Source organism: Parabacteroides sp. KHUB-01 (assembly GCF_056640935.1).
Window position 1 is genome coordinate 2,877,473 of sequence record NZ_CM153256.1, and the last position, 23,309, is coordinate 2,900,781.

14 protein-coding genes, 2 tRNA genes and 3 rRNA genes are annotated in these 23,309 nt (G+C 40.8%); 12 read left to right on the forward strand and 7 right to left on the reverse strand.

All coding sequences use genetic code 11. The features are described from left to right. Positions 1–2 precede the first annotated feature (2 nt). The 7 genes from ACYIAR_RS12270 to cbiB form a co-directional block, all read right to left on the reverse strand. Entirely contained in the window at positions 3–905 is a 903-nt protein-coding gene (locus tag ACYIAR_RS12270; RefSeq protein ID WP_480329838.1) for a helix-turn-helix domain-containing protein, read from the reverse strand. Positions 906–913: 8 nt separating this feature from the next. Further along, positions 914–1,444 carry an alpha-ribazole phosphatase gene (cobC, locus tag ACYIAR_RS12275; RefSeq protein WP_480329839.1) on the reverse strand — a complete coding sequence of 177 codons (531 nt, stop codon included), beginning with the start codon at positions 1,442–1,444 and terminating at the stop codon, positions 914–916. Further along, complete coding sequence (cobS, locus tag ACYIAR_RS12280) at positions 1,441–2,193, reverse strand: adenosylcobinamide-GDP ribazoletransferase (RefSeq protein ID WP_480329840.1); 753 nt, start codon at positions 2,191–2,193, stop codon at positions 1,441–1,443. The genes cobC and cobS overlap by 4 nt, the downstream gene beginning before the upstream one ends. A gap of 11 nt (positions 2,194–2,204) precedes the next feature. Further along, positions 2,205–3,242, reverse strand: a complete 1,038-nt coding sequence (gene cobT, locus ACYIAR_RS12285; RefSeq protein ID WP_480329841.1) for a nicotinate-nucleotide--dimethylbenzimidazole phosphoribosyltransferase — start codon at positions 3,240–3,242, stop codon at positions 2,205–2,207. 97 nt (positions 3,243–3,339) lie between these two features. After that, a complete protein-coding gene (cobU, locus tag ACYIAR_RS12290; RefSeq protein ID WP_480329842.1) occupies positions 3,340–3,864 on the reverse strand; it encodes a bifunctional adenosylcobinamide kinase/adenosylcobinamide-phosphate guanylyltransferase in 525 nt (174 codons plus the stop codon). Then, positions 3,857–4,471, reverse strand: coding sequence for a S4 domain-containing protein (locus ACYIAR_RS12295; RefSeq protein ID WP_480329843.1), 615 nt, complete (start codon positions 4,469–4,471; stop codon positions 3,857–3,859). Before ACYIAR_RS12295 ends, cobU begins: the two co-directional genes overlap by 8 nt. Positions 4,472–4,588: 117 nt before the next feature. Then, entirely contained in the window at positions 4,589–5,524 is a 936-nt protein-coding gene (gene cbiB / locus ACYIAR_RS12300; protein ID WP_480329844.1) for an adenosylcobinamide-phosphate synthase CbiB, read from the reverse strand. A 270-nt stretch (positions 5,525–5,794) separates the two neighbouring features. On the opposite strand from cbiB, the gene ACYIAR_RS12305 reads away from it, so the two are divergent. The 12 genes from ACYIAR_RS12305 (at position 5,795) to ACYIAR_RS12360 (ending at position 23,288) form a co-directional block, all read left to right on the forward strand. After that, the gene (locus ACYIAR_RS12305; RefSeq protein ID WP_480329845.1) at positions 5,795–6,814 is read left to right on the forward strand and encodes an HU domain-containing protein; all 1,020 of its coding nucleotides are present in this window, start codon (positions 5,795–5,797) and stop codon (positions 6,812–6,814) included. Between the two features lie 12 nt (positions 6,815–6,826). After that, positions 6,827–8,830 carry an AAA family ATPase gene (locus ACYIAR_RS12310; RefSeq protein ID WP_480329846.1) on the forward strand — a complete coding sequence of 668 codons (2,004 nt, stop codon included), beginning with the start codon at positions 6,827–6,829 and terminating at the stop codon, positions 8,828–8,830. Positions 8,831–9,492: 662 nt separating this feature from the next. Further along, positions 9,493–11,025 (forward strand): 16S ribosomal RNA (locus ACYIAR_RS12315). A gap of 123 nt (positions 11,026–11,148) precedes the next feature. Further along, positions 11,149–11,222: transfer RNA gene (locus tag ACYIAR_RS12320), tRNA-Ile, on the forward strand. Positions 11,223–11,310: 88 nt separating this feature from the next. After that, positions 11,311–11,384 (forward strand) — tRNA-Ala (locus ACYIAR_RS12325). 114 nt (positions 11,385–11,498) lie between these two features. Then, positions 11,499–14,374 (forward strand): 23S ribosomal RNA (locus ACYIAR_RS12330). A gap of 155 nt (positions 14,375–14,529) precedes the next feature. After that, a 5S ribosomal RNA gene (gene rrf, locus ACYIAR_RS12335) occupies positions 14,530–14,640 on the forward strand. Together the 16S, 23S and 5S rRNA genes with 2 tRNA genes alongside form the textbook arrangement of a ribosomal RNA operon. A 143-nt stretch (positions 14,641–14,783) precedes the next feature. Further along, positions 14,784–15,521, forward strand: coding sequence for a hypothetical protein (locus tag ACYIAR_RS12340; RefSeq protein WP_480329847.1), 738 nt, complete (start codon positions 14,784–14,786; stop codon positions 15,519–15,521). A 181-nt stretch (positions 15,522–15,702) separates the two neighbouring features. Beyond that, complete coding sequence (locus ACYIAR_RS12345; RefSeq protein WP_480329848.1) at positions 15,703–16,671, forward strand: FecR family protein; 969 nt, start codon at positions 15,703–15,705, stop codon at positions 16,669–16,671. A 29-nt stretch (positions 16,672–16,700) separates the two neighbouring features. Beyond that, positions 16,701–19,997 (forward strand): TonB-dependent receptor, encoded by a 3,297-nt coding sequence (locus tag ACYIAR_RS12350; protein WP_480329849.1) that lies wholly within the window; start codon positions 16,701–16,703, stop codon positions 19,995–19,997. Between the two features lie 26 nt (positions 19,998–20,023). Beyond that, positions 20,024–21,688, forward strand: a complete 1,665-nt coding sequence (locus tag ACYIAR_RS12355; RefSeq protein ID WP_480329850.1) for a RagB/SusD family nutrient uptake outer membrane protein — start codon at positions 20,024–20,026, stop codon at positions 21,686–21,688. A 115-nt stretch (positions 21,689–21,803) separates the two neighbouring features. Next, positions 21,804–23,288 (forward strand): trehalase family glycosidase, encoded by a 1,485-nt coding sequence (locus tag ACYIAR_RS12360; protein WP_480329851.1) that lies wholly within the window; start codon positions 21,804–21,806, stop codon positions 23,286–23,288. The last annotated feature ends 21 nt before the right edge of the window (positions 23,289–23,309 follow it).

The window sequence follows — 23,309 nt, forward strand, 5'->3', positions numbered from 1 at the left end:
TCTTATCCCACCAAAAATCTCTCCTTAAACTCTCCAGGAGTGCAGCCTTCGATTTTCTTGAACAGTCTGATGAAATGCTGAGGATATTGGAAACCAAGGGAATATGCGATTTCGCTGATATTCTGTTTTCCGTTGATAAGTTCGGTTTTGGACAGACTGATTATTTTGTGCTGGATATATTCTTGGGCTGTTTTACCTGTCTCTTTTTTTATCAGGTCGCCGAAATAGCCGGTGGAAAGACAGATTTCGTTGGCAAAATATTTTACTGACGGGAGACCGTTTATTTTGTCTTTGTTTCTGAAATATTCATTCAGAAGATTCTCGAATTTGGTGAGAACATCGCTGTTCGCTTTTTTTCGTGTGCAGAACTGGCGGTCGTAGAAACGCATGCAATAGTCCAGGATAAGTTCGATATGAGTTGTGAGGATGTCACGTGAATGTTTATCAACGGGATAATCCAGCTCATGGTCGATTTTTTTCAGACAGTCGATGATTGTACTTCTTTCCAGGGCGGAGAGATGCAGGGCTTCGTTTTGCGCATAGTCGAAAAATGTGTATTGCTTGATTTTCTCGCCAAGATTGGTTCCGTAAATCAGGTCCGGATGAAACAGTATGCCATATACTTCGGGACGGATTTCTTCGTCTTTCATTTCAACTTCTACAATTTGTCCGGGGGCAAAACTTACGATTGTTCCTTCCTGATAGTCGTAGTATTGCCTGCCATATTTCAGCGTACAATTGATTCCGTTTTTCAGATATAGCGCATATACGCCATAGTTCATTCTGACGTGATTGACTGAGCCGGTTGACTTTGTAAGGTCGACAACTGTGACTAACGGGTGCTTTGTGGGAAGTCCGTAAAGCTTGTTGTATGTGTCAATGCTGTTTAAGTGTATTATATCCATACTGCCTGCTATATTTCAATTTTTATCACTTCTCCGTATTGGGGGATGCTTTTGAATGCGTCTTCTATTGGATATTCCTTAGCGAATACTCTTGCACATGTGAGTACACCTCCGTGAGCAAAGATGCAAATTTTATTGTAGTGTTGTGCTTTTTTCTCGGAAAGAAAATCTGCTACTCGCTGATATTGGTCTCTGAGTGATTCGCCGTTCGGAGTGCGTGTGTCTGTCCAGTTTCTGAACCATTCTTTTGAGAGCGGGTCGGCATATATTTCGTCCCACGATTTCATTTCCCAGTCTCCGAAATTCATTTCCTTCAGGCGATTGTCGATAATTGGATTTTTGAATCCGCAATAATCGGCAAGTCTGCGGCATCGGGTGAGCGGGCTGCAGAATACTTCGTCGAAACTGATGTTTTCGAGTTCAGCCTTGGTTTTTGCGGCTTCTTCCTCGAATGTGTTGTTCAGTTCAACATCGGAAAATCCGTAGGTTATTCCTTTGGGAACATTTACGGATGTATGTCTGACAAGATATACTATCATAGGAATGTTGTTTTAATAGCCAGAATTGCAAGATAGAAACTCAGCTCGGTCAGCAGGAATGTGGCTCCGCAGCAGTCGCCGGTATATCCGTCGATTTTCTTTTTCATAAATGATGTGAGAGAATACCATACGATAACCGGGATAATTATTGCAAACAAATAATATGCATCCGGAAGCCACAGCAATGGAATGGCTGCTGTGGCTATGCATATTATATATTCGTTTGTTGTCATCCTGCTATATACTGTTTTGTTTTTGGCTTCCTGCTCGTTGCGGGCATAGGGAAGGCGGTTTATTATCATTCCGGAAATGCCTTTGCACAGAGGGTCGCCGGTCAGTATGGCTGCGGCTGCCAGTTGCAATGGCATTGATGAAAGGGTGAGATACAGAAGCAGAAAATACATAATCAGGCCAATCACTCCATAGCTGCCTATGTGTGAATCCTTCATTATTGATAGTATTCTCTCGCGGCTTGTTCCACCACCGAAACCGTCGAAGAAATCGGCAAGCCCGTCTTCGTGAAGGCACCCCGTAACAAGCAGTCTGCTTATTATGGCAAACAAAACGGAAACTTCAGCGGGGAAGAATTGTGATGCCAGTAACAGGACAAACACGCTGATTCCGGAAGTGAGCCATCCTGCCAAAGGCCACATGCTGACTATGTTCTTGAAATATGTTGCCGGAACTTCGGCAAGTTTCCAGAACGGCAGGCGGGTGAAGAATATGAGTGCTGCTAGGATGCGTAACATTTTTTGTCTCCTTAAAAATACTTCGTTATCGCCTCCTGCTCAAACGTATGCATTTCATTAATCATACGAACGGCAGAATCTACAATAGGATATGCACAAATAGCTCCGGAACCTTCGCCAAGGCGCAAACCAAGGTCGAGGAGAGGTTTTGCGTTGAGGCTGTCGAGCACACGGCGGTGTCCGGCTTCGTCGCCACAATGACCGAAGATACAATAGTGGAGCATATCAGGATATAGGCGTGAAGCAGCAAGCACGCAGTTTGTCATAATGAATCCGTCAACAAGGATAATCATTTTCAATTCTGCAGCTTTAAGCATTCCGCCCACGGCCATCACCATTTCATAGCCGCCGAAATATCGCATGACATCGAGTGTTGAGCCATCGCCCTTATAGTTTTCAAGAGATTTCTTCAGTACATTATATTTATGGTTCACACCGTTTTTGTCGAGTCCACTGCCGGCGCCCACGCATTTGTCCAAAGGAATTCCAGTGAGGCAAGTCATCCACATGCTTGATGCTGAAGTGTTGCCTATACCCATTTCGCCGAAGCTGATGATGTTGCAGCCTTCGTTGAAGCATTGTTCAACAATTTCTGCTCCATATTCAAGCGCCTTTTCCATTTCCTCGTATGTCATAGCAGCTTCGTAAAGGAAATTACGTGTTCCTTTTCTAATCTTTCTGTTGATGATTCTAGGATTTTCTGGGAAATCATAGTCAACGCCACCGTCAACGATTTTTATTTCGAATCCGTGTTGTCTTGCCAGATAGCATACTCCGGCGCCACCGTTAAGGAAGTTATATATAACCTGTCTGGTCACTTCTTTTGGAGACAGGCTGACTCCTTCGTCGGCAATGCCGTGGTCTGAGGCATATATTACGTTGACCGGGTGTGAAAGTTTAGGAGATAAAGTCTGTTGAATCAGACCAATTTGGCGGGCAAGTTCTTCGAGTCTGCCCAATGAACCTTTGGGTTTTGTAAGATTGTTGATTTTGTCAATCAGTTTGTCACTGATATTTTCATCTGGTCGTTCTATGTTGAATTTGATCATGATATTATTAAGTTTATTTTAGTTGACAAGTTGATGAGGTGACGAGTTGAAAAGGGAGATGAAATATATTTCTTGTATCTGAAGCCTTGTTTCCTTGTCACCTATTCTTCACTTCCATCGGTATTCCGCTAACCATCAGAAACACCTCGTCTGCATTCGACGCTATGAACTGATTCATCCATCCTTGCAAGTCGGTGAATTTCCTTTGAACCGGGTCGATAGGCACACCTCCCATTCCAATTTCATTGGTTACGAATATGAAATGTGCGTTTTGAGATGTAAAACGGGTGAATTCCTGTTTTGCCATTTCGAGGATTTCGTCGATTGACTTTTCCTTTTCGTTGTCGAAGAAGAAATTTGTAAGCCATAGAGTAACGCAGTCGATGATTACAACTCTGCCTTCAACATTGTGTTTGCTGAGTTCTTTTTCCTCCTCGATATTTGTCCATTCCGGACCACGGTCTGCCTGATGGCGCAGGACTCTTAGACGAAACTCCTCGTCCCATATTCTGGATGTTGCCAGATAAACAGGATGAGGAGTTTCACTTAAAGCCATTTTTTGTGCGAATCCGCTCTTGCCGGAGCGTTCTCCACCGGTGACTAATGTTATTTTTTTATTCATTGTCATTTTGTCTTTTTCTTTCTGCCGCACGTTTGGCTTTGTTCACCGGATTGTTGCGGCTTGTTTTTCTGAGAGCAGCCGACTTTGGAGATGCTGCTACACGTTGAGCAACTGCTGAGCGTCCGAGTGATTTGCCGAACTTTGGCTGTAATGCTTCACGGAAAGCCTGTTCGCGGTCGATAGTTGGTTTTCCGGAACCGTTATTTTTTTCTTCTCTTTCCTTGGCAGCACGGCGGGCAGCAGCATATTTGTTGTATTTTCCGTAGTGCTCGCGTCTTTCGCCTGATGAGGCAGAAGATGATGACGGTTTGTATCCGCTGAATGATTTTGACTTTGACGGGCTTCGTCTGATCTGTTTGTTTACGGGCTCACCCATAATGAGATTCTTTGATTTGCCCGGAGCCGCTTTGATTGTACCGGCAACTGAGTGTTTGCCGAAACGAACTTGCTCGCCGTCAACAAGGACGATGTCTGTTTCGGTTACTTTCTGTCCGATACTGGGAAGTTGGCCGTTCACGGTGACACGTCCCATCTCAATAAATATGTCTGCTTCGCGACGAGAACATAATCCCGAGTCACTTAAAAGTTTGTTTAGTCTTACTTCCATTTTTTATATTATTGTTTTGTTTTCTTTCTGTTGTTTAAAGGAAAAGATACAAGTGATGAGTTGACAAAATTGTATCTTTTGGAAATTATCGGCAAAGTTACTGAAAAAGCTTTGTTTCTATAAGAAAGAAAGCAGACAAATAATTATTCCCATGAACAATTCTGTCCTTTCGTTCACTCTCACGGCAACTATCATGTCGATTGTGCTGAATTCACGTTCGTGTGTTCCGATATATGGCTTATACACCGGTTTGCCGAAATAGTCGTGAGTTCCTCCAAAGCGGCAGTTCAGAATTGCGGCAAGTGCAGCTTCGGGATATCCGGAATTGGGACTGGCATGAGCCGGACCAAATTCTTTGACGAATTTCCATTTGCTGATATTTCCGGAAACAAGGAGCATGAAAATTGCGGTGATGCGTGCCGGTATGTAGTTGGCAACGTCGTCAATCAGGGCTGCTGCTGTTCCGAATTTTATGTATCTTTCGTTTTTATATCCTATCATTGAGTCGAGAGTGTTCACCATTTTATATGCCATCATTCCCGGAAGTCCGAAAATAAGGAACCAGAACATTGGGGCAATCACTCCGTCGCTTAGATTCTCGGCTAAGGTTTCAAGTGCTGCTGCCCTTATTTCCTGTGGTGAAAGATTTGCTGTGTCGCGACCGACAATTCTGCCAACTTGAATTCGTCCTTCTTCGGTACTTCTGTCAACAGCTTCGAAAACCATCCGCACTTCATTGATAAGGGTTTTTCCTGCGAGGCAGAAAAATACACCAATGGCGGTTATTATATATGCCAGGACATAACTGAACATATTAGCTATATATAAGATTGCTAATGTCAGTCCGAATGTGGCAAGAATTAACGTAATGGCAAGAAATGCTCCTTTTTCCCTGCGATTATCACCTTTGTTCAGGATTTTTTCCCCGGCTGATATGGCTTTGCCGAAATATATCACAGGGTGAGGCAATGAAACTGGGTCTCCGAAAATTCTGTCGGCAAGCCATCCGGTAAGGAATGGAAGGAAACGAGGATTGTATAGCAAATTAAGCATTTTATTAAATTTGTAAACGGCTTTTGTTATTAAGTTTCGCAAGATCAACATTCAGTTGACGAGGTGACGAGTTGACTAGGTGACAAGGTATTCAGATAATAATTCGAGAAATTACAGGTGTTCTGACCTTGTCAACTTGTCTCTGAAGCCTTGTCAACTTTTGAGTCGAGCAGCTTTCGAAACTTAAAAGTTATTATTTTTCCTTTGCAAAAATAGTAGAAAAAAAGAATACTCTTTTGCTTTCTGACGAAAGATATTTACCTTTGTGGTATGCTTAGACTAACTATACATATCGAAAGACTGTTATTGACACAGGATTGTGTCATAGTTCCGGGTTTTGGCGGCTTTGTAATTCAGGCGGTGAATGCTTCATACAATGCCGAGAAATCCATGTTTGTTCCTATGAGCAAGGAAGTGATGTTTAATACTACTTTGCAGCATAATGACGGTCTGTTGTGTGAGTCGTATATGCAGGCTTATCATACAGATTATGATAAAGCGCAGCAGATGCTGATTCAGGATATTGAAGAGTTGAAATCTGAGTTGCATTCTGCCGGTGAAGTTTCGTTGGGCTTTATCGGTTGTTTCCGTATGGGGGATGAAGGCCAGGTGGTGTTTGTGCCTAAAACAACGGATATTATGTCGGTCTATTCTTATGGACTTACTTCTTTCAGCATTCCTACATTGGCTGAACTTGAAGCCGCTGAAAGAACTGCAGTGACAGAGGAAAGAAAATCTGCAAAAGCGCACGAGGATGTGCTGTATATCCCTGTGAGCCGTCGTTTTATCAGAACTGTGGCTGCATCGGTGGCTGCTGTTTCTTTGTTCCTGGTGGTGTCTACTCCGGTGCGCGATGTGAACCATGCTGCATATAAGGCTAGCTTTGTCCCGACAGAGATGGTAAATTATACTGGCGTATATAATAATGAAACGGCTGTTGAAAATGAAGTTCCAGAACTGACAGTTTCTCCTGTTATTGATGAACCGAAGCCGGAACCAAAGCCTGTTGTAGCTGAAAAAACAGTTGTGGCTGAAGAAAAGAAAGCTCCGCTTCCGCAGCAGAAAATGTTTCATATCGTTATTGCTAGTTTCCCGGACAAAGACCAGGCAGATAAGTTCCTGGCTAAGGTGGACAGAAAACAATTTCCTTATACAGATATGATTGAGCGCGGAGGAAAGTTCCGTGTTTATTCAAAGAAATTTGATAATAGGGCAGAAGCAGAGTCTTATTTGGAGAATTTCAGAAACAACTCTCCTTATAAGGATGCATGGCTTTTTATCAGCCGCTAAGAGTTTATTCCGGTGGATTTTGTTATAGATACAGATAACAGGGAGTTTCAGGATGCATTGCAGCTGATAACTCATACTCGGCAATCTGTTTTCCTTACCGGGAAAGCCGGAACCGGTAAATCTACTTTCCTTAAATATATATGTGAGAATACTCGGAAAAAACATATAGTTTTGGCTCCGACGGGAATTGCTGCAATCAATGCCCGAGGAGTTACTCTCCATTCTTTCTTTAAACTTCCTTTCAGGCCTATTTTGCCGGAAGATCCGGATCTCAGCTTGAGAAACGGGCGTATTTTCGAATTTTTCAAATATACAAAAGAGCGTAGGAAAATAATATCGGAGGTGGAACTCGTGATTATCGACGAGATTTCGATGGTGCGTGCTGATATTATTGATTGTGTGGACCGTATTTTGCGTGTGTTTTCAGGAAATATGCGTCTTCCTTTCGGTGGAAAACAGATGCTTTTTGTCGGTGATGTTTTCCAGCTCGAGCCTGTTGTGCCTTCTGATCAGAAAGATATTCTTTCACGCTTTTATCCCAGTGCTTTTTTCTTTTCGGCAAGAGTTTTCAAGGAAATAAATCTTGTGCCGATTGAATTGCAGAAAGTTTACAGGCAGAAAGATGTTGATTTTGTTTCAGTGCTGGATAAAATCAGAAGCAATTCTGCCAGAAATCAGGATTTGGAAAAGCTGAACTCAAGATATATTCCTTCTTTTGAACCTGACGATAAGGATATGTATATCACCTTGGCAACAAGGCGCGACCAGGTGGATTTTATCAATGATAAAAAGTTGGCGTCGCTCGAGGGCGAGGAGTTTGTTTCCGTCGGAAGAATATCCGGTGATTTTCCGGAGTCTTCTTTGCCTACTCAGCTTAAATTGTCGATAAAGAAAAATGCTCAGATTATTTTTATTGAAAACGACAGGGAAAGGAGATGGGTGAACGGGACAATTGGAATGATTTCGGGCATTGATGACGAAGGGCATGTATTTGTGCTTCTTGAAAATGGAAGTGAGTATTTGATTGAGCCTACTGTATGGAATAATTATAAGTATAAATATAACGAAGAGAAAAAGCAGATTGAGGAAGAAATTATCGGCTCGTTTGAACAGTTGCCGATTCGCCTTGCCTGGGCGATAACTGTGCATAAAAGTCAGGGATTGACTTTCAGCCGTGTGGTTGTTGACCTGACAGGCGGAGTTTTTGCCGGAGGTCAGACCTATGTGGCATTGAGCAGATGCACATCAATAGATGGTTTGGTTTTGAGAAGAAGGATTTCTCAATCTGATATTTTTATAAAGAAAGAAATAGTTGCGTTCAGTAAACAATTCAATGATTCCCGTCTTATCGAGGAAAGTTTGAGGGAAAGCGAAGCAGAACTTTTATATTCAAACGCTTCACGAAGTTTCGACAAAAATAATTTTTCTGAAGCAGTTGATATGTTTGCCAAAGCTTTAAGTAAGAAAAATGTAATGGATAAGCCTGAAGTCCGACGTTTGATAAGTCGGAAATTGCAGCGTATCAACTCTCAGCGTGAGCAAATAAAGGCTTTGAAGGAGGAAATTCATTCGATGCGCGAAGTACAGAAGGAATATGCTCGTGAATATTATCTCATGGGGAATGAGTGTGTAACTCAGGCTCATGATTTAAAAGCTGCACTTCGTTGTTTTGAAAAAGCTCTGAAACTTTATCCGCAATACTTGGATGCTTGGGTAAGAAAAGGTGTGACATTGCTTGAAATCGGTGATGAATATGATGCCCAGTCGGCTTTTAATATAGCAGTTTCTTTGGATTCAAAATCATTCAAGGCAAGATATAACCGTGGAAAATGCCGTTTGAGATTGAAATATTATGAAGAAGCCTTGTCTGATTTTAATATTGCTGTTGGTCTGAAACCAGAACATATTGCTACTCATGTATATTTATCAGAAGTTTATACTTGCCTGGGGGATGAAGAGATGGCATTGAAGCATGAGGAAATAGCTGAGGCACTAAGGAGAAAAAAGAATAAATGAACTAATTGATAGTTATAATCCAACTAAATTATATATTGAATTTATTGTAATAAAAATATCGATCCACCTAGGTGAGCCGATTAACTCACCTAGGTGAGTCAATAAATCTAATATGATGAATAGGGGTTATTATAATTATGAATCGTAGAATTTATTATGAAGAAGTTCATAAATGATTTTGTAATGTTTTTCTCCATCATCTTGTAATCTCGTTCCCTCGTCAACTTATCTTCTAAAAAAACTTCCATTTCTATTCCTCTGATACTCAGCCAAATTTAAAAATAATTCAAAAAAACTTCCCAAAATATTTTGCAGATTCAAAAATCCGTTCTACTTTTGCACCCGCAATCGAGAGAGATGCGGTAGTCAACATGATGAAGAGGTGAAGGAAAGAGGTTCTGTCAGAGATAGGTGAGGTTGGTAAATCCAAGCAAAATTCCGAAAGCTGAAGAAAAATAAAAAAAACTTCCGAAAAAATTTGGAAGATTAAAATAAAAGTTCTTACCTTTGCAACCGCAATCAAAAATAACGATAGCGACTAAGTTCTTTGAAAATATTACATATATCAACAAGTAGTACAAGTATTTTGAGAATAAATACCGTCAATACTTGATAAATCGAGAAGTAACGGAATCTTGAGCATAAGACATAAACAATTTATAACAACGAAGAGTTTGATCCTGGCTCAGGATGAACGCTAGCGACAGGCTTAACACATGCAAGTCGAGGGGCAGCGGGATAGTTGGCTTGCCAACTATTGCCGGCGACCGGCGTACGGGTGAGTAACGCGTATGCAACTTACCTATCAGAGGGGGATAGCTCATCGAAAGATGAATTAATACCGCATAAAACAGGGGTCCCGCATGGGAATATTTGTTAAAGATTCATCGCTGATAGATAGGCATGCGTTCCATTAGGCAGTTGGCGGGGTAACGGCCCACCAAACCGACGATGGATAGGGGTTCTGAGAGGAAGGTCCCCCACACTGGTACTGAGACACGGACCAGACTCCTACGGGAGGCAGCAGTGAGGAATATTGGTCAATGGACGGAAGTCTGAACCAGCCAAGTCGCGTGAAGGATGAAGGTTCTATGGATTGTAAACTTCTTTTATAGGGGAATAAAAAATTCCACGTGTGGGATCTTGTATGTACCCTATGAATAAGCATCGGCTAACTCCGTGCCAGCAGCCGCGGTAATACGGAGGATGCGAGCGTTATCCGGATTTATTGGGTTTAAAGGGTGCGTAGGTGGTCTTTTAAGTCAGCGGTGAAAGTTTGTGGCTTAACCATAAAATTGCCATTGATACTGGGAGACTTGAGTGTGTTTGAGGTAGGCGGAATGCGTAGTGTAGCGGTGAAATGCATAGATATTACGCAGAACTCCGATTGCGAAGGCAGCTTACTAAACCATAACTGACACTGAAGCACGAAAGCGTGGGTATCGAACAGGATTAGATACCCTGGTAGTCCACGCAGTAAACGATGATTACTAGGAGTTTGCGATATAATGTAAGCTCTACAGCGAAAGCGTTAAGTAATCCACCTGGGGAGTACGCCGGCAACGGTGAAACTCAAAGGAATTGACGGGGGCCCGCACAAGCGGAGGAACATGTGGTTTAATTCGATGATACGCGAGGAACCTTACCCGGGTTTGAACGCAGGGGGACCGGTCAGGAAACTGACTTTCTAGCAATAGCCGCTTGCGAGGTGCTGCATGGTTGTCGTCAGCTCGTGCCGTGAGGTGTCGGCTTAAGTGCCATAACGAGCGCAACCCTTGCCGTTAGTTACTAACAAGTAAAGTTGAGGACTCTAGCGGGACTGCCAGCGTAAGCTGTGAGGAAGGCGGGGATGACGTCAAATCAGCACGGCCCTTACATCCGGGGCGACACACGTGTTACAATGGCGTGGACAAAGAGTTGCGACCTGGCGACAGGGAGCTAATCTCTAAACCACGTCTCAGTTCGGATCGGAGTCTGCAACTCGACTCCGTGAAGCTGGATTCGCTAGTAATCGCGCATCAGCCATGGCGCGGTGAATACGTTCCCGGGCCTTGTACACACCGCCCGTCAAGCCATGGGAGCTGGGAGTACCTGAAGTCTGTAACCGCAAGGAACGGCCTAGGGTAAAACTGGTGACTGGGGCTAAGTCGTAACAAGGTAGCCGTACCGGAAGGTGCGGCTGGAACACCTCCTTTCTGGAGCGAGAGTTTCCGTGAAGATTAATCAAGTGGTATTGAATCTCCACTTGTACTACGGTTAGATATATGAAAAAAAGATAAAAAAGAGAAAGATGAAGCTGGGAAACCGGCAAAGTTGACAGTCCTATAGCTCAGTTGGTTAGAGCGCTACACTGATAATGTAGAGGTCGGCAGTTCAACTCTGCCTGGGACTACTCCGGAAAGAAACGATGAAAAATTTCTTTCCTTTTTATTTGCGGAAAAGAAAAAAGTTTCATACCTTTGCAGCCGCAAATGAAAAACGGGGGATTAGCTCAGCTGGCTAGAGCATCTGCCTTGCACGCAGAGGGTCAACGGTTCGAATCCGTTATTCTCCACATAGCCTTGAAAAAGGTAAAAGATCTTTGACATGTTGGACGATAAAGAGAAAGTTTTTAAAAAGTAGAGCAAGCTTAAGATATATCAATCCGGTACGTTGATGTACCAGATAAGGAAAAGTAAGCAAGGGCAGACGGTGGATGCCTTGGCTCTCGGAGGCGAAGAAGGACGTGATAAGCTGCGAAAAGCCCGGGGGAGATGCAAATAATCCCTGATCCCGGGATCTCCGAATGGGGCAACCCGGCAGGTTGAAGACCTGCCATCTCGTTAGAGAAGCGAACGCGGGGAACTGAAACATCTAAGTACCCGTAGGAAGAGAAAACAAAAGTGATTCCGCAAGTAGTGGCGAGCGAACGCGGAACAGCCCAAACCGATGTTGTCTAGGCAATATCGGGGTAGTAGGACCACGCTGTGGCAAGAAATTATCGAAGTAGAACGTTTTGGAAAGAACGGCCAAAGACGGTGACAGCCCGGTATACGAATCGATAACGAAGCCTAGTGGAATCCTGAGTAGCGCGGGACACGAGAAATCCTGTGTGAATCAGCGGGGCCCATCCCGTAAGGCTAAATACTCCCGAGAGACCGATAGCGAACCAGTACTGTGAAGGAAAGGTGAAAAGAACCTCGAACAGAGGAGTGAAATAGACCCTGAACCCGTCTGCCTACAAGCGGTCGGAGCAGCTTCGTGCTGTGACGGCGTGCCTTTTGCATAATGAACCTACGAGTTACTTTCAGTGGCAAGGTTAAGTAATTAAGTTACGGAGCCGAAGCGAAAGCGAGTCTTAATAGGGCGTTATAGTCACTGGGAGTAGACGCGAAACCAAGTGATCTACCCTTGGCCAGGATGAAGGTTGGGTAACACCAACTGGAGGTCCGAATGGGTATACGTTGAAAAGTGTTCCAATGAGCTGAGGGTAGGGGTGAAAGGCTAATCAAACTTGGAGATAGCTCGTACTCCCCGAAATGCATTTAGGTGCAGCCTGTGGTTAGTATAACATGAGGTAGAGCGACTGATTGGATGCGAGGGCTTCACCGCCTATCAAGTCCAGATAAACTCCGAATGCGTGTTATATATTGCCATGGAGTGAGGGCATGGGTGCTAAGGTCCATGTCCGAGAGGAGAAGAATCCAGACCACCTGCTAAGGTCCCCAAATAATAGTTAAGTTGAACTAACGAAGTCAGATTGCAGAGACAGCTAGGATGTTGGCTTGGAAGCAGCCATTCATTTAAAGAGTGCGTAACAGCTCACTAGTCGAGGAGTTTGGCGTGGATAATAATCGGGCATAAAACTATTTACCGAAGCAGTGGATCTCGTAAGAGATGGTAGGGGAGCATTCCGGCGGCGCTGAAGATAGAGGATGACCTTTGTTGGAGCTTCCGGAAAAGCAAATGTAGGTATAAGTAACGATAAAGGAGGTGAGAAACCTCCTCGCCGAAAGACTAAGGTTTCCTGATCAACGTTAATCGGATCAGGGTAAGTCGGGACCTAAGGATAAGCCGAACGGCGAAGCCGATGGAAGAAACGGTTAATATTCCGTTACTACTTTATGGAGTGACGTGGAGACGGAGAAGTGACAGTCCTGCCGGCTGACGGAATAGCCGGTTGAAGGGTGTAGATTAAGATTTCTGTAGGCAAATCCGCAGAGAGAGTCGAACCTGACAGTATGCCGCGTACTTGTACAAGGCAAAATGGATGTAACCATGCTCCCTAGAAAATCCGCTAAACATATTCATGAAGTACCCGTACCACAAACGGACACACGTAGTTGGGTTGAAAATACTGAGGCGCTCGAGTGAGTCACGGTTAAGGAACTAGGCAAAATGGTCCTGTAACTTCGGGATAAAGGACGCCTGCTTCGGCAGGCCGCAGAGAATAGGCCCAGGCGACTGTTTAACAAAAACACATGGCTGTGCGAAATAGTTAACATGAAGTATACAGCCTGACACCTGCCCGGTGCTGGAAGGTTAAGAGGAGATGTCATCGCAAGAGAAGCATTGAATTGAAGCCCCAGTAAACGGCGGCCGTAACTATAACGGTCCTAAGGTAGCGAAATTCCTTGTCGGGTAAGTTCCGACCTGCACGAATGGTGTAACGATCTGGGCACTGTCTCAACCGTGAGCTCGGTGAAATTGTAGTATCGGTGAAGATGCCGATTACCCGCGATGGGACGAAAAGACCCCGTGAACCTTTACTATAGCTTTACATTGAATTTGGGCACTTGATGTGTAGGATAGGTCGGAGGCTAAGAAGCAGGTACGCCAGTATTTGTGGAGCCGTCGTTGAAATACGACCCTTTGATTGTTTGAATTCTAACCCGCAGAAGCGGGGACACTGTATGGTGGGTAGTTTGACTGGGGTGGTCGCCTCCAAAAGCGTAACGGAGGCTTCTAAAGGTACCCTCAGACCGATTGGTAACCGGTCGCAGAGTGTAATGGCATAAGGGTGCTTGACTGGGAGACATACAAGTCGATCAGGTAGGAAACTAGAGCATAGTGATCCGGTGGTTCCGTATGGAAGGGCCATCGCTCAAAGGATAAAAGGTACTCCGGGGATAACAGGCTGATCATTCCCAAGAGCTCATATCGACGGAATGGTTTGGCACCTCGATGTCGGCTCGTCACATCCTGGGGCTGGAGAAGGTCCCAAGGGTTGGGCTGTTCGCCCATTAAAGTGGCACGCGAGCTGGGTTCAGAACGTCGTGAGACAGTTCGGTCTCTATCTATCGTGGGCGTAGGATATTTGAGGGGCTCTGACACTAGTACGAGAGGACCGTGTTGGACGAACCGCTGGTTTACCGGTTGTACCGCCAGGTGCACCGCCGGGTATCTAAGTTCGGATTGGATAAGTGCTGAAAGCATCTAAGTACGAAGCCAGCCTCAAGATAAGATATCCCTGAGGGTCGTTGTAGACTACGACGTTGATAGGCTACAGGTGTAAAGACAGTGATGTCAAAGCCGAGTAGTACTAATTGCCCGAGACTTTTCCTTATTGGAAGGATTGATAGATTTTAAGGCACTGGAAGTTCAGTGTTAGTTCTACTCAAAAAGAACTCTCTTTATTGTCAGGACATGTAACTTTTAAGTTAAAGAGTAAGAAACTTAAAAACTCAAAAACTTAAAAACAAAGAAACTTAAAACGATATTAAGGTGGTTATAGCATTGGGGTTCCACCTCTTCCCATTCCGAACAGAGAAGTTAAGCCCAATCACGCCGATGGTACTGCGTAAAAGTGGGAGAGTAGGTAGCCGCCGTTTTAGAAAGCGAAGAGACTCGGTTCCGAAAGGAATCGGGTCTTTTTTTGTTTATATATTTTCTCTCAAATCAAAAATTCCAGAAAAGTAATGTTTATACATATTATAATATGTAATTTTGTTAATTATTATAAATCAGATAAAATATGAAAAAGTTTTTATTGTCAATTCTTTCAGCCTTCCTGTTATTCTCAGGAAATGAGTTGTGTGCACAGGAAGATTATGGTTATTTCAATTCACTAGGAGTGGGAGTTAACGTAGGTTTGTCAGGTGTAGGAGTTAACCTTGCAACACCTATCGGTAATTATCTTGCGTTGCGTGCAGGAGTGGTGATGATGCCGAATTTCAAGCTTAGTACAGATGTGGATGTTGAAATGTCTGTAGCAAATAATGATATAGCTTCTACATTGGAAGTCGGTGGAGAGATGGGAAGAGTTTCCGGAGAGTTGCTTCTTAATTTCTATCCTATTAAAACAGCTAACTTTTTCATTGCCGGTGGTGCATATTTTGGCGGAGATAAGTTGGTTAAAGTTTCTGGACATAGTGATGAAATAGGTGAGTATGTTTCTCAAGGTAATGAAGTAGGTATAGCAATAGGTGATTGCATATTACCTATTGATAAGAACGGAAATGTATCTGGAGGTTTGAAAGTCTCAGCATTCCGTCCGTATTTAGGATTGGGATTTGGACGACCTGTTCCTCGTAAACGCCTTGGAGTTATGTTCGAAGCAGGAGTTCAGTTCCATGGAACACCAGAAGTTTATTCGGATTTAGGAACAACAACTTCAACAACAGTTGAAACAGATGATACTTTCTCTGATATTATTGAGAAAGTTAAAGTATATCCGGTGATTAAACTTACATTGTCTGGAAGAATATTTTAAATAGATAAGAGTGCCTTATTAAGCATACTTACAAGTGTTTAGATACAAGTCGATACGGTTTAAAACTGTCGGCTTGTATTTTTTTTGTGTTAAAACGAAAAAAACTCGAAAAAAATAACTTTTTAAGGTTGGGTAAAATCCATTTCAGTTGTTTTATCATTAGAAAGCATTAGAAATATACATGAAGAACACAAGAATACATAGTATTGCTGTCAAATATTTTGAAGGAAATATTTCTTTTGAAGAAGAAGTTGAGTTATATGATTTCGTAAAAGCTTCGAAAGAAAATGATTTGCTTTTCAGAAAATGGGAAGATGAATGGTTTGAAGATTTGGAATCAGGCAAGAATATTGTTTGTAAACAAAATATCAGTAGTAAATCTGTTGGTAAATCCATATCCCTTATACCATTTAAAAGGATTATTGAATATGCGGCTGCAGCTATTATCTCTTTTGCCGTTTTTGAAGGCATCCACTATTTTACAAAGCCTGAAGAGAAGGCTGAAGAATTCTTTATTGTGGAAACTTCAAATGGAGAACGTAGTAAAGTCGTTTTAGCTGATGGAACTTCTGTTTGGCTGAATGCTGGTTCTACATTAAAATATGGAAGTCAGTTTAATTCTAAAAATAGGGAAGTAGAACTTTATGGTGAAGCTTATTTTGAGGTTACCAAACAGCCTGGGGAGATACCATTTACTGTTAAAACACAGAACTATGATGTTGTAGTTAAAGGTACAAAATTTAATGTGACATCATATTCTGATGATGATGAAACAACTACAACTCTTCTGGAAGGAAAAATCAATGTCAGATATGGTAATAAAGATATTGCAGTGTTGCCAGGTGAAGAAGTTCTTTTGGATAAAACATCAGGAAAAATAAGTCATTACAATACTGATGTGTCTCAGAGTAATTCATGGATAGACGGAAGCTTGAGATTTGACAGTATAAGTTTGAAGGAACTGTCGAAACGGTTGTCAAGGAAATATGATGTAGATATTATTCTTGATGATAATCTTGATGGAAAAACTGAATTCAGAATAACATTACAAAGTCAGGAAACTGTAGATAATGTTTTGAATGCCTTGAGTCAGATTATTCCTATAAAATATAAAAGAGAGAATGATAGAATATCGATATTCAAAAAATAATTTTTTTTAAACTTTACTTATACTTGATTATGAATAGAAAGTATGGAAAATCATTACTGTTAGCCTTATTGTTAACCGGAAGTGTTAATAGTTATGCTGTGCTACAAACCAACATCACAAAACAATTTAATAATGTGACGTTGAAGGAAGTGTTAACCGAAGTGGAAAACGAATTACATTATTCTGTTATCTACAAAAAAGGTGAAGTAAATGAGCAGAAAGTAATTAACAGAAGCTTTGAGAATGCAACTCTGGAAGAAGTCTTATCTACGGTTCTTGGTGAGGGATTGGACTTCAAAGTAAAAGGAAAAATGATCATTATTTCCAGAGCTAAAGGAGGATCTGCTTCTCATTCATCAGCTCCACAGCAAGCTAAAAAGCAAGTGACTGGTGTTGTAAAAGATGATATGGGAGTGCCTGTGATTGGTGCCAACGTATTGGTTAAGGGAACTTCAAATGGTACCATAACAGATATGGATGGTAAATATTCTTTGCAGGTAGATGAAAATTCTGTATTACAGATTTCATATATAGGTTATTCAACTAAAGAAATAGCAGTTGCAGGAAAGAATGTCGTTGACGTTGTATTGTCTGAAGATTCAGAAAAGCTTAGTGAAGTCGTTGTTGTAGGTTATGGTGTTCAGAGAAAAGTTACAACATCTGGAGCTGTAACAAAACTAGAAGGCGAAGAAATCAATAAAATGACTGTGGTAAATGCAACAAAAGCTTTACAGGGTTTAAGTTCTGGTATTACAGTAATGGACCGTGGTGGTGCACCAGGTAGTGATGATCCGGAAATATATCTTCGTGGTGTTGGTACTACAGGAAATGCTAAACCTTTAATATTAGTTGATGGTATAGAAATGTCACTAAGTCAGATACCAGCTTCTGATATTGAGAATATATCTGTGTTGAAAGATGCTGCTTCTGCTTCTATTTATGGTTCACGTGCTGCTCATGGTGTTATTCTTGTTACGACGAAACGAGGAAAAGAAGGTAAAATGACTGTGTCATATAATGGAACAATTGGTTTCCAGGATAGGGCCGTAAAGGCTAAAGCTGTTACTGCACGTGAATATATGTCAATGGTTAATGAAGCTTTGATTAATGCAGGTGGTCAGTCAAAATATACAGAAGAAGATATATTGGCTACTGAAAATGGTACAGATCCGTATCATCATGCCTATAATGACTGGCAAGGAGAAGTATATAAACCTACTTATATTACTCAACATACTCTTAATTTGAATGGTGGTACAGAAACTGGACGATATATGTTGTCTTTTGATTATTTAGATCAGCCAGGTATTACAGAAAACACAGAGTTTAAGCGTTATAATTATCGTATCAATACAGATTTAAAAGTAGGTAAGATGATTAAGGTGAGCAGTGACTTGACTTATCGCCATATTGACCGTTTGTGGCCGGAAGGATTGGGTAGTGCTCAGGCTGATGTTTGGAGTATGCAACCAACAAGTCCAATACGTTATGAAAATGGAGATTATGTATTGGATAAGCAAAATAGAAATGCTGTTTCTTTAACAGATTTGGATGTTGTAGGTGAAGACCAATATAATAAAGACGAATTGTATGGCCAGGTAAAAGTAGATTTTGAACCAATAAAAGATTTAGTGTTTACAGGAATGGCTTCATTGAACGGAATCTGGGATAGAAGAAAAGTTCACTACAAAAATCATAAATATTATAATGAAGCGGGAGAGCTGGTTACTCAGAGAAATAACCCAAACAGTGTAGCAGATACGAGAAACAATTCTTATCAGATGACATTGCGTTTCCTTGCCAATTATAAAAAGAAATTCAATGAAGTTCATGATTTTTCTGTTCTTTATGGTATGGAGCAGATATCATATCGTAACTATTATTCATTTGCTCAGCGTAAGGATTTGATATCAGACGAGTTACCAGATGTTTCATTGGGCTCGGCTAGTAGTCAGTTTGCTTCTGGATATCCGACTATGTGGGGTATAAATTCATTCTTTGGACGTATCAATTATGGTTTCAAGGATAAATATTTATTTGAGGCAAATGTACGTGCAGATGGCTCTTCTCGTTTTGCTAAAGGTCATAAGTGGGGTATTTTCCCTTCTTTCTCTGCTGCTTGGCGATTATCTGAAGAGGATTTTATTAAGAATTTGAATTTCTTTGATAATTTGAAGTTGAGAGCATCTTGGGGACAAACCGGTAATGAACGTATTAGTGAATTTATGTATTTGCCACAGTTTGGAACTGAAAATGTCATAATGAATAATGCTTTGGTCACAGCTGTTCGTCAATCAAAAATGGCTAATCCAAATGTTACATGGGAAACTGTTGAACAGACAAATGTAGGTTTGGACTTCAGCTTCTTGAACAATAGTATTTATGGTGAATTGGATTGGTATTCAAAAGATACTAAAGACATTTTGCTTGCTTTAGGTATTCCTCACTTTATTGGTCTGGATGCTCCTGAACAGAATGCTGGTGTAGTAAGAAACTCTGGTTTTGAAGCAATGTTAGGATTCCGAAAGAAACTGGGTGAAGTTAATTTCTCTACTTCTGTTAATTTTTCTTATAACAAGAATCAGTGGATAGATCGTGGAGGTGACGATGAAAACATTAGTGGTTGGACAATTCAGACACTTAACTCACCTCTAAATGCTTTTTATATTTATGAAGCAGATGGATTAATTGCTAATGACAAAGAATTAGCAGAATATAAAGCTGCATATAAGTCTGATCCTAGAGGAATGTCTGTTCTGAAAGCTGGTGATGTTAAGCTTGTTGATAGAAATGGAGATGGAACAATTGATCCAGATGACAGAAAGATTTTTAATTCTAATATTCCTAAATTTACTTATGGTATAAATGTTAGTGCCGATTGGAGAGGTATAGATATAAGTTTATTATTCCAGGGAGCAAGTGGAGCAAATCGCTTTATAGATGGTGAATTTGTTGAAGGTCCAAGTTATGAGGCTTTCACAGGGCAACATTTTCTTGATCGATGGACAGAAGATAATCAAGATCCAAATGCTACAATGCCTAGATTGGAAGCTGCAAATAATAGGAATACAACAGGAGCATATAACTCATTCTTTTTGTTGAATTCTTCATATTTACGTTTAAAGAATGCTCAAATTGGTTATACATTTGATAAATCTTTAACTGATAAACTTAAAATTCAGAAACTGAGATTGTATGTTTCTGGATCAAACCTTTTGACATTCAGTAGCTTATTCCAAGGACTTGATCCGGAAATGAAAGCTGGTCGTATATACGACTTTCCTCCTTTGAAGATTGTTAATTTTGGTGTGAACATTGTATTCTAATCTTAATCTTTAAAAAGATATATATTATGAAATTATATAAAAGAACATTATTATATAGTGCTTTTGCATTGACTTTATGTGCAAATAGTGGATGTAATAGCAATATTGATCTTGAACCAGAAGGTATTATTACAGCTGAAAGTTTTTTTAAATCAGCTGCAGATTTTGATAAAGCTTTGAACTCCGTTTATGATAGACTTAATTTAGGAAGTTATGATTTGTGGATGGATGCTGTTACAGATAATGGACTTGTAACACATAGCTGGAATAGAGGTTATGACCTTGGTAGAGGAATTGGAAATACATCTTCCTCATTCCCTCTAAACAAATGGGATGGATATTATGTCTCTGTCCAAAGAGCCAATACTATTATCAACAATATTGATAACTTTGAATGGCCTGGTGGAGAAACGGATGCTGACAGATTGCGTATATTAGGTGAAGCTAAAACAATGCGCGCTTATTTTTATTTGGATTTGGTATCTACATTTGGAAGAATAATGTTTTATACAGAAAATCCTACATCTGTTGAAGAGGCTCGCGAAGTAAAGCAAATTGAAGATCCCAAGGAGGTTTTTGACTTTATTTTAAAAGACTTGGAAGACGCTATTCCTGGATTACCTGATAATGCAGAAAATAATTCTAAGGTTGGCAAGCCTGCTGCTCGTTTGATAAGAGCTCGTGCAGCTGCTTATGCAGCAGGTTATTTGAACGACAAATCATATTTCCAAATTACATTGAGTGAAACGGAAGAACTACTCAAAAATGCTCCAGTTCTCGGAAATTTTGGTGATTTGTTTAAAAATGGTTGTGAGAATTTAGATGAGGTAATATTGGCAAAGACTTATTCATTAGATGAACTCAATTCTTGGGGTAACTGGTACAACCAGTCTATCGGCGGATATTGCGTCACAACTCCTGTCAAGGCACTTGCTGACGCATACGAATATATCGCTCCTAGAAACGATAAAATGCCATATTTGAATAAAGACCCTCGTTTCTATGAAACAATCTATGCTCCGGGAATGGAGTTGCGCGGAAAGTATTACAACACTATTCCTAACAACGTGGTCGAAAAAGACGGTAAGTATTATTTTGACCCGACTAAAGATTACGGCTCTTTGCAGGACAAGGAAGTATGGCAGGGTGATGTTCTGGCTGAAGGCGGTGGCGGTGAATGGAACAAAACTCCAACTGGCTTATCTTGGAAGAAATATAATACAGAGGAAGAAACATGGACTACCTACAATTCATTTATTGTTCTTCGATATGCTGAAGCATATCTTCTTAGAGCTGAAGCTTTGGTTGAAACTGGTGGAAGTACAGATGAAGCCAAATCATTGGTTAAAGTAATCCGTGACAGAGCCGGAAATACAAATGATATTGATGAGGCTATAAATAAGTTCTATAGTGGCAGTTTGCTTGAGCTTATCAGAAATGAGAGAAGAGTTGAGTTTGCTCAGGAAGGATTGCGTTTCTTTGATATTCGCCGTTGGGGCATATTGCTTGATGTAATGAATAAGCCTATCGGTGGTATTGAATATTATGATTATTCATCTGGAACACCAACTCATACTGTTTATGAACCAGCAGTGAGAGAAGATTATACCGACAGAGATTTCTGGTGGCCAATACCTCAGGCTGAAATAGACTTGAATGTTGGTTATATGACTCAGAATGAAGGTTGGTAATTATATAAAATAAAAGGGAGTTGAAATAGAGGGAGCTCTCTGTATTCTTCTGTTGAAGAATAACAGAAGAGTTCCCTTTATTAATTAATATTATAACTTAAGATATACTTGCATTATGCAAAAACTGAATATTATAAAAGGAATAACTTCTTCATTTATGTTCCTTTGTGTTTTTTCTGCCTGTACTTCAAATAAGACAGATTTTCCAAATATTGCAGATAGTAAATATGATGACTTACGTATATCATCCAATGATACATCATTAGTCAAAATATTTGATTGGGCAGTAAATACTTCAGATTCATATGTTGGAGATGCAATAGATCCGGTTGGTCCATGGTATGAGGCTGCTTTGCCACAACGCGAGGCTTTTTGTATGCGTGATGTTTCACATCAGTGTATCGGTGAAGAAATAAACGGTCATAATAAGGAAAATCTTAATATGTTCACAAAGTTTGTGGAAAACATATCTGAGGAAAAAGATTATTGTTCATATTGGGAGATAAACCGTCATAATCTGCCTGCTCCGGTGGATTATGAGAATGACCAGGATTTCTGGTATAATCTCAATGCCAATTTTGATGTTATGAATGCGGCATATCGTCTTTACGAATGGACTGGAAATGAAACATACATCAAGGATAAGAGATTTCTGGATTTCTATGCTTTAACGGCAAATGAATATATCGAACGCTGGCAACTTGGGGTTGATGACATTATGAACCGTAAAGCTATAATGAATGAGAGAAACACATCAGAGAAAAAGAGATTTAAAGGTGTAAGAGGTCTTCCTTCATATGAGGAATCTGTTCCTAATCTTAAAGTTACAGGAGATTTGCTGGCTACAATTTATAGAGGTTTGAAATCTTATTCCGAAATATTGCGTTTGAATGGAGATTCAGACAAATCAAAATCTGTATCTTTAATGGCTGATAAGTATCAGAAATTGTATGATACTTTGTGGTGGAACAGCGGTAGCTCACAATATTATTCTTATTGCCTTACAGATGAGACATTCAAAGAAGGTGGAACAAATATGTTCACTGTCTGGTTTGATTTTTCTATGAATCCTGAAAGGGTAAACAATATCCTTGATTTGATGGAGAAGAAAGAAACAAATGTTGAGTCGATGTCATATTATCCGTCTATTTTCTATAAATATGGTAGAAATGAATCGGCTTATCATTTTCTGAAAGAATTGTTTGTTAACGACAGACGTGACTATCCTGAAGTCTCAAGTGGTGTAATTGAAGGAGTTGTTTCTGGTCTTGCAGGTGTCCGTGTTAAATCTTCGGAGAATATGGTGGAAACTTGTCCTAATTTGACAAAAGAAACAAATTGGGTTGCTGTTGAGAATATACCGGTGATGGAGGGCAAAATATCAGTCTTGCATTATAACAAATCGAAGAGTGAACTGGTGAATAAATCTGCTGAATCATTCACTTGGCGTGCCGTTTTCCCGGGGAAATATAATAAAGCAGAAAAGGATGGCGAAGTTTTGCCTATGAAACAGTTTGAAGACTTGCTTGGAAATGTTTATAGCTATGTAGATGTAGAATCAGCTCCGGGAAAGTCTGTTTGTGTGAAGTTAACTGAATAATAAATATTAAAATCATAAACG

What these genes read in the sequence shown, in the direction of transcription:
- ACYIAR_RS12270 (WP_480329838.1), bottom strand. Translation starts at nt 905, where the DNA reads ATGGATATAATACACTTAAACAGCATTGACACATACAACAAGCTTTAC.
- cobC (WP_480329839.1), bottom strand. Translation starts at nt 1,444, where the DNA reads ATGATAGTATATCTTGTCAGACATACATCCGTAAATGTTCCCAAAGGA.
- cobS (WP_480329840.1), bottom strand. Translation starts at nt 2,193, where the DNA reads ATGTTACGCATCCTAGCAGCACTCATATTCTTCACCCGCCTGCCGTTC.
- cobT (WP_480329841.1), bottom strand. Translation starts at nt 3,242, where the DNA reads ATGATCAAATTCAACATAGAACGACCAGATGAAAATATCAGTGACAAA.
- cobU (WP_480329842.1), bottom strand. Translation starts at nt 3,864, where the DNA reads ATGAATAAAAAAATAACATTAGTCACCGGTGGAGAACGCTCCGGCAAG.
- ACYIAR_RS12295 (WP_480329843.1), bottom strand. Translation starts at nt 4,471, where the DNA reads ATGGAAGTAAGACTAAACAAACTTTTAAGTGACTCGGGATTATGTTCT.
- cbiB (WP_480329844.1), bottom strand. Translation starts at nt 5,524, where the DNA reads ATGCTTAATTTGCTATACAATCCTCGTTTCCTTCCATTCCTTACCGGA.
- ACYIAR_RS12305 (WP_480329845.1), top strand. Translation starts at nt 5,795, where the DNA reads ATGCTTAGACTAACTATACATATCGAAAGACTGTTATTGACACAGGAT.
- ACYIAR_RS12340 (WP_480329847.1), top strand. Translation starts at nt 14,784, where the DNA reads ATGAAAAAGTTTTTATTGTCAATTCTTTCAGCCTTCCTGTTATTCTCA.
- ACYIAR_RS12345 (WP_480329848.1), top strand. Translation starts at nt 15,703, where the DNA reads ATGAAGAACACAAGAATACATAGTATTGCTGTCAAATATTTTGAAGGA.
- ACYIAR_RS12350 (WP_480329849.1), top strand. Translation starts at nt 16,701, where the DNA reads ATGAATAGAAAGTATGGAAAATCATTACTGTTAGCCTTATTGTTAACC.
- ACYIAR_RS12355 (WP_480329850.1), top strand. Translation starts at nt 20,024, where the DNA reads ATGAAATTATATAAAAGAACATTATTATATAGTGCTTTTGCATTGACT.
- ACYIAR_RS12360 (WP_480329851.1), top strand. Translation starts at nt 21,804, where the DNA reads ATGCAAAAACTGAATATTATAAAAGGAATAACTTCTTCATTTATGTTC.